Raw genomic sequence first — 5,136 nt, 5'->3', positions numbered from 1 at the left:
AGCTGAAGGTGCTCGCCGCGCTGCCGCCGAGCCTGCGCGACGCGCCGGCGCGCACGGGTCAGCGGTTCCACCTGGACGTGCCGGGCTGGTTCCGGGAGACCGCGCCGCCGCCGGCCCTCGCCGAGCTGGCCCGGGCGGTGTGGCGGGACCGGATGGTGGAGCTGCGCTACCGGCGCGGGGACCGGGAGGTGACCCGCACGCTCGCGCCGTACGGGCTGGTGCTGAAGAACGGGGTCTGGTACCTGGTGGGCCGGATCGGCGACGCCTGGCGGACGTACCGGGTGGACCGGGTGGTCGACGTCGAGGTGGGCGCGGCGGGCTTCGACCGGGACGAGGGCTTCGACCTGGGGGCGTACTGGCGGGAGCAGGCCGGCGCGTTCCTGCGCGAACTGCTCCGGGAGCGGGTGACGGTACGGCTCGGTCCGGCCGGCCTGCGGACGTTGCGGCACCTGGTGGACGCGCCGTTCGTCTACACCGAGGCGGTCGACGCGGCCGGTCCGCCGGACGAGCAGGGCCGGCTCGTGCTGCGGCTGCCTGTCGAGTCGATCGACGTGGCGTACAACCAGTTGCTGGCGCTCGGCCCGGAGGTGGAGGTGCTGGCGCCGCCGCGGTTGCGGGCACGCTTCGCCGAGGCGGCCCGCCGCGCGGCGGCGCTCTACACCGATCCGCCGCCCGACGGTCAGCGGTAGCCGGCCGGATCCGCCGGCTTGCCCGGCTTGACCACCTCCTCGTAGTAGCGGGCCCAGTGCGGGCGGCTGCCGTCGACGTCGGTGAAGCCGTACACCTGGGCCAGGCTGCCGGCGTCGAGGGACTGCCCGTTCCAGCGGGCCCGGTCCGGGTCGGCGGCGAGCGCGGCCACCGCGCGCCCGACGAACGCCGGCGTCTCGGACATGACGAAGTGCGGCTCGGTCTTCGCGCCGTCGCGCCAGGTGGCCTCGGTGACGCCGAAGTGTTCCAGCATCGCCTCGGAGCGCAGCCAGCCGGGCGTGAGCGCGACCGCGGTGCAGCCGTACGGGGCCAGCTCGTGCCCCTGGCTGAACCCGAGCCGGTTCACCGACACCTTGGCCAGGTCGTAGAAGACCGACAGGCGGTACTCGCCGTCGTTGTACTCCTTGGTCCCGTCGCCGATCTCGACGACCAGCCCACCCGGGTTGCGGATCAGCAGCGGCAACGCGAAGTGGCTGGTGACGATGTGGGTGTCGACGGCCAGCCGCAACGTGCGGAAGCCGGCGTCGAGCGGCTGCTCCCAGACCGGTTTCTCCCAGGTGATCAGCGGGTCCGCGCCCCAGATGTCGTTGACCAGCACGTCTAGGCGGCCCTGTTCGGCGTCGATCCGCTCGACCAGGGCGCGTACCTGCTCGGGGTCGAGGTGGTCGACCGCCACCGCGATGCCGGTGCCGCCGGCGGCGGTGACCAGCTCGGCGGTCTCCTCGATGGTCTCCGGCCGGTCCATCTCGGAGCGGCGCTCGCGGGTGGTGCGGCCGGTGGCGTAGACGGTGGCCCCGGCGGCGCCGAGCTGAACGGCGATCTGCCGGCCGGCGCCCCGGGTCGCGCCGGCGACGAGCGCCACCTTTCCGGTCAGTGGTGATGTCATGCCACAACCGTGTCACCGATACCTGACAGCCGAAGTCCGGTTTCCCGATCGCACCGCATCCGCGATCATGACGGCATGCACCTGCTGCTCTCCGGCGTCGTCGGCTCGGTCGCGTACGGGCTGGCCGGCCCCGGCTCGGACACCGACCGGCTCGGCGTCTTCGCCGCGCCCACGGTCGCGTTCCACGGCCTGCGCCCGCCCCGGGAGTCGGTGGTCACCACCGACCCGGACGTCACGCTGCACGAGGCGCGCAAGTACGCGCTGCTGGCGCTGAGCGGCAACCCGACCGCCACCGAGCTGATGTGGCTGCCGGACGACTGCTACGAGACCCGTACCGGGTTCGGCGAGCGGCTGATCGCCATCCGGTCGGCGTTCCTCAGCGCGCCCCGCGTCCGCGACGCCTACCTCGGGTACGCGTCGCAGCAGTTCCGCAGGCTCGCCACCGCCCCGGCGGACACCGGCGGCCGGCGGCGCTCGGCGAAGCATGCCCGGCACCTGGCCCGGCTGCTGCACCAGGGCCGGGTGCTGTACGCGACCGGGGTGCTGGAGATCCGGCTCGCCGACCCGGGCTGGTTCCGCGCGTTCGGCGAGCGGGTGGCCGGCGGCGCGCTGGACGAGGCGCAGGCACTGGTGGCCGCCGCCGAGACGGAGTTCGCCCGGACCCGCTCGCCGTTGCCGGAGCGCCCGGACGAGCAGACCGTGGAGCGGTGGCTGCTCGACGTCCGGGCGGCGTACCTGCCCCGCTGACTCAGTCCGCGAGCCGGACCCGGACGCGGCGGTTGGCCCGCCCCTTGCTCTCCACCTTGACCACCTGGACCTTGCCGATCTGGGCGGTGGACGCGACGTGTGTGCCGCCGTCGGCCTGCACGTCCAACCCGACGATGTCGACGATCCGCACCTCCTGCTCGTCCGGCGGGATCAGGTTGGACTGGGTGCGGATGATGTCCGGCAGGGCGAGCGCGTCGGCGCGGGGCAGCACCCGGACGGCGACCGAGCGGTCGGCGGCCACCTCGGCGTTGACGAGTTCCTCGATGCGGGTCTTGAAGTCCGGCGGGACCTCGGGGAGGTTGAAGTCCATCCGAGCCTCGCCCGGTTCCATGTTGCCGCCGGTGACGAGCGCGCCGAAGTCGCGGAACACCACGCCGCACAACACGTGCAGCCCGGAGTGGGTGCGCATCAGCATGGTCCGCCGGGCGTCCTCCACCGCGCCGGTGACCTCGGTGCCGACCGGCGGCAGCGGGTCGCCGTCGGCCGGGACCAGCCACAGGTCGTCGCCCTTGCGGGTGCCCACGATCCGGGTCTGCACGCCCTGCCAGAGCAGCACCCCGTGGTCCGGCGGCTGCCCGCCGCCGCCCGGGTAGAACGCGGACCGGTCCAGCACGACGCCCTGCTCGGGGTCGGCCGCCAGCACCCGGCACGTCCACTCGCGCAGCGTGGGGTCGGCGAGGTCGAGGCGGTGCGTACGGCCGTGGTGTGTGACGCCCATGGCAGGCGACGTTACCCGTTGAGGAACGTCGAGATGCGCTCCCGCAGGTCGGCGCGTTCGGTCCAGGCGAAGCCGGGCCGGTCGTACACGTGCAGGGTGGCGTCGGGCAGCGTGGCGGCCAACTGCTCGGCCACGGCGGCCGGGTGCAGGTCGTCGCCCAGGCAGCCGATGACCAGGGCCGGGGCGGTGACCGCGGCGAGCGCGCCGGCGTCGGTCAGCGGGGTCTGCTCGGGCAGGCCGGCCAGCCCGGGCGCCAGCCCGTCGCGCAGCAGCTGGTCGAGCCGCTGCCGCAGGTAGGCCCATCCGGCCGGGGTGTTGCGCACCGACGGCGGCAGTTCCAGCGACACCACGTCGGCCAGCGCCGAGGCGTCGCCGTCGGCGACCGCGTCGAGCAGCCCGGTCAGCCGGGTGCGGGCCGCCTCGCCGCGCGGGGTGTCCAGCACGGCGGGCAGGAAGAAGACGAGCTTCTCGAAGCGTTCCGGGCTCTCGGCGACCAACCGGCAGAGCGCGCCGGCGCCGAGGCTGGCGCCGAACGCGCGGGTGGCCCCGCCGAGGTCGGCGACGGCCCGCAGGTCACGGGCGAGGTCGAGGTAGGTCCACGCCCCGGGCGGGGAGTCCGAGCGGCCGTGGCCACGGAACTGGAAGAAGATCCGCCGCCCGGTGACGCCGCTGCCGAACGGCCGGGTGGTGGCGATGCCGTTGCCCAGCCCGTGCGCGAACACGGTCACCGGGTCGCCGGTGCCGGTGACCAGTCGTTCCAGGCTCACGCCGTGCGGGGTGGCGACCAGGTCCGTCTCCGGCTCGGGCAGGGCCGGCCGTCCGGTGCGCGGCGCGCCGGGGCCGGGACCCCAGGTGCGGGGGCCGCCGTCCGGCGGCGGGGGCCAGCGGAAACCTCTCACCAGGACCCTCGGCCGTCGTGCAGGTCCCGCAGGCCGGGCCGCACGTCGAGCAGGTAGATGAGACCGGCCGCGATGCCGATCAGTCCGAAGAGGCTGATCGGGCCGAAGCCGAGCAGGGTCAGCAGCAGGCAGACCGCCAGGATCGCGACCCAGCCCCCCTTGGGCAGGGTGCCGAGCGCGGCGAAGCCGTCGCCCCGCTGGGTGACCGCGTGCACCAGGGCCACGCCCTGGATGACCAGGGCGAAGACGAGCAGGATCAGCTCGATCACGGAGCGGACTTCGAACGCGAAGATCGGCGCGGCGTAGGCCATGCCGGCAAGCTTATGCCGAGACCCCGGAAACGTCCGACAGGACGCTGTCCGGGGTCTCGGTGGAGCCTGGTGTCACTCGGCGGCCGGTCGGGTCCGCTTGGTGGCCTTCGGCAGCTTCGCCGACGGGGTGGCCGGCTTGGTGGCGGTCGCCTTGGTGGCGGTCGCCTTGGTGGCCCGGGTCCGCTTGACGGCGGCCGGCTGGGCCGCCACCGCCTCGGCCACCTCGACCGGGCTGGGCACCTCGGTCTTCGGGGCGACGTCCGCCACCGTGGCGCTGGCCGGCGTGGCCTCGGTCGCCTCGATGTCGGCGTTCACCGTGTCGGCGGCCTCCAGCACACCGGCGCCGACGACGCGCTCGCCCCGGGCGACCAGCTCGGCGTACGCGGCCAGGGCCCGCTCCTGCGCGGCGTACGCGCCGGCCACCACGGCGGCGGCGTTACGGGTAGCGGCCTCGCGGAGCTTGTCCAGGTTGGCCGCCTCGCGGAGCTGGTCCAGGTCGGTCGAGCCGGCCCGCTCGCGCAGCCCGGTGGCGGTCAGGTTGGCGGTCTTGAGCGTCTCGGTCGCCTTCTGGCGCAGCTCGACACCGGTCACGACGGCCTTGCCGCCGAGGTCGGCGACGACCCGGGTGCCGAGACCACTGACCACGGTGGGCAGCTTGCGCAGCTGCTCGATGGCCAGCTCACCGGCGCCGGCGGCGGCGTAGAGGGGGGCGGGGATGCGGTTGGTCTTCGGCTGGGTCATGACTGCTCCTCTTCGGCCGCGGCGGCGGCCTTCCGGGCCGCCCGGCGGGCGGTCGTGCGCTCGGTGGCGGCGGTGGTCGGGGCGGGCGCGGGGCCCGCTTCGGTG

General features: G+C 74.7%; 7 protein-coding genes. 2 read left to right on the top strand and 5 right to left on the bottom strand.

What is annotated here, in order from left to right; all coding sequences use genetic code 11:
- A partial coding sequence (locus HUW36_RS25030; protein ID WP_174530411.1) for a helix-turn-helix transcriptional regulator occupies nt 1-689 on the top strand: 689 nt, incomplete at its 5' end.
- Here HUW36_RS25030 and HUW36_RS25025 read toward each other — a convergent pair.
- Nucleotides 680-1,594 (bottom strand): SDR family oxidoreductase, encoded by a 915-nt coding sequence (locus tag HUW36_RS25025; protein WP_174530410.1) that lies wholly within the window; start codon nt 1,592-1,594, stop codon nt 680-682. The genes HUW36_RS25030 and HUW36_RS25025 overlap by 10 nt on opposite strands.
- A 57-nt stretch (nt 1,595-1,651) precedes the next feature.
- Here HUW36_RS25025 and HUW36_RS25020 point away from each other — a divergent pair, with 57 nt between their 5' ends.
- Nucleotides 1,652-2,341, top strand: a complete 690-nt coding sequence (locus tag HUW36_RS25020; RefSeq protein WP_281357558.1) for a nucleotidyltransferase domain-containing protein — start codon at nt 1,652-1,654, stop codon at nt 2,339-2,341.
- Nucleotide 2,342: 1 nt separating this feature from the next.
- Here the strand turns inward: HUW36_RS25020 and HUW36_RS25015 are convergent, their stop codons facing one another.
- From HUW36_RS25015 to HUW36_RS25000, 4 genes are all read right to left on the bottom strand, one after another.
- Nucleotides 2,343-3,080: an alanyl-tRNA editing protein gene (locus tag HUW36_RS25015; RefSeq protein ID WP_174530408.1), complete on the bottom strand. Its 738-nt coding sequence runs from the start codon at nt 3,078-3,080 to the stop codon at nt 2,343-2,345.
- Between the two features lie 11 nt (nt 3,081-3,091).
- A complete protein-coding gene (locus HUW36_RS25010) occupies nt 3,092-3,979 on the bottom strand; it encodes an alpha/beta fold hydrolase (protein ID WP_174530407.1) in 888 nt (295 codons plus the stop codon).
- Nucleotides 3,976-4,290 carry a DUF2516 family protein gene (locus HUW36_RS25005; RefSeq protein ID WP_174530406.1) on the bottom strand — a complete coding sequence of 105 codons (315 nt, stop codon included), beginning with the start codon at nt 4,288-4,290 and terminating at the stop codon, nt 3,976-3,978. The genes HUW36_RS25010 and HUW36_RS25005 overlap by 4 nt, the downstream gene beginning before the upstream one ends.
- A gap of 72 nt (nt 4,291-4,362) precedes the next feature.
- Nucleotides 4,363-5,031 (bottom strand): hypothetical protein, encoded by a 669-nt coding sequence (locus HUW36_RS25000; protein ID WP_174530405.1) that lies wholly within the window; start codon nt 5,029-5,031, stop codon nt 4,363-4,365.
- Nucleotides 5,032-5,136 lie beyond the last annotated feature (105 nt).

The organism is Micromonospora maritima (assembly GCF_902825405.1).
Lineage (GTDB): Bacteria > Actinomycetota > Actinomycetes > Mycobacteriales > Micromonosporaceae > Micromonospora > Micromonospora maritima.
The sequence above is the reverse complement of the archived record's forward strand: the minus strand, read 5'-3'. Positions and strand labels throughout refer to the sequence as shown.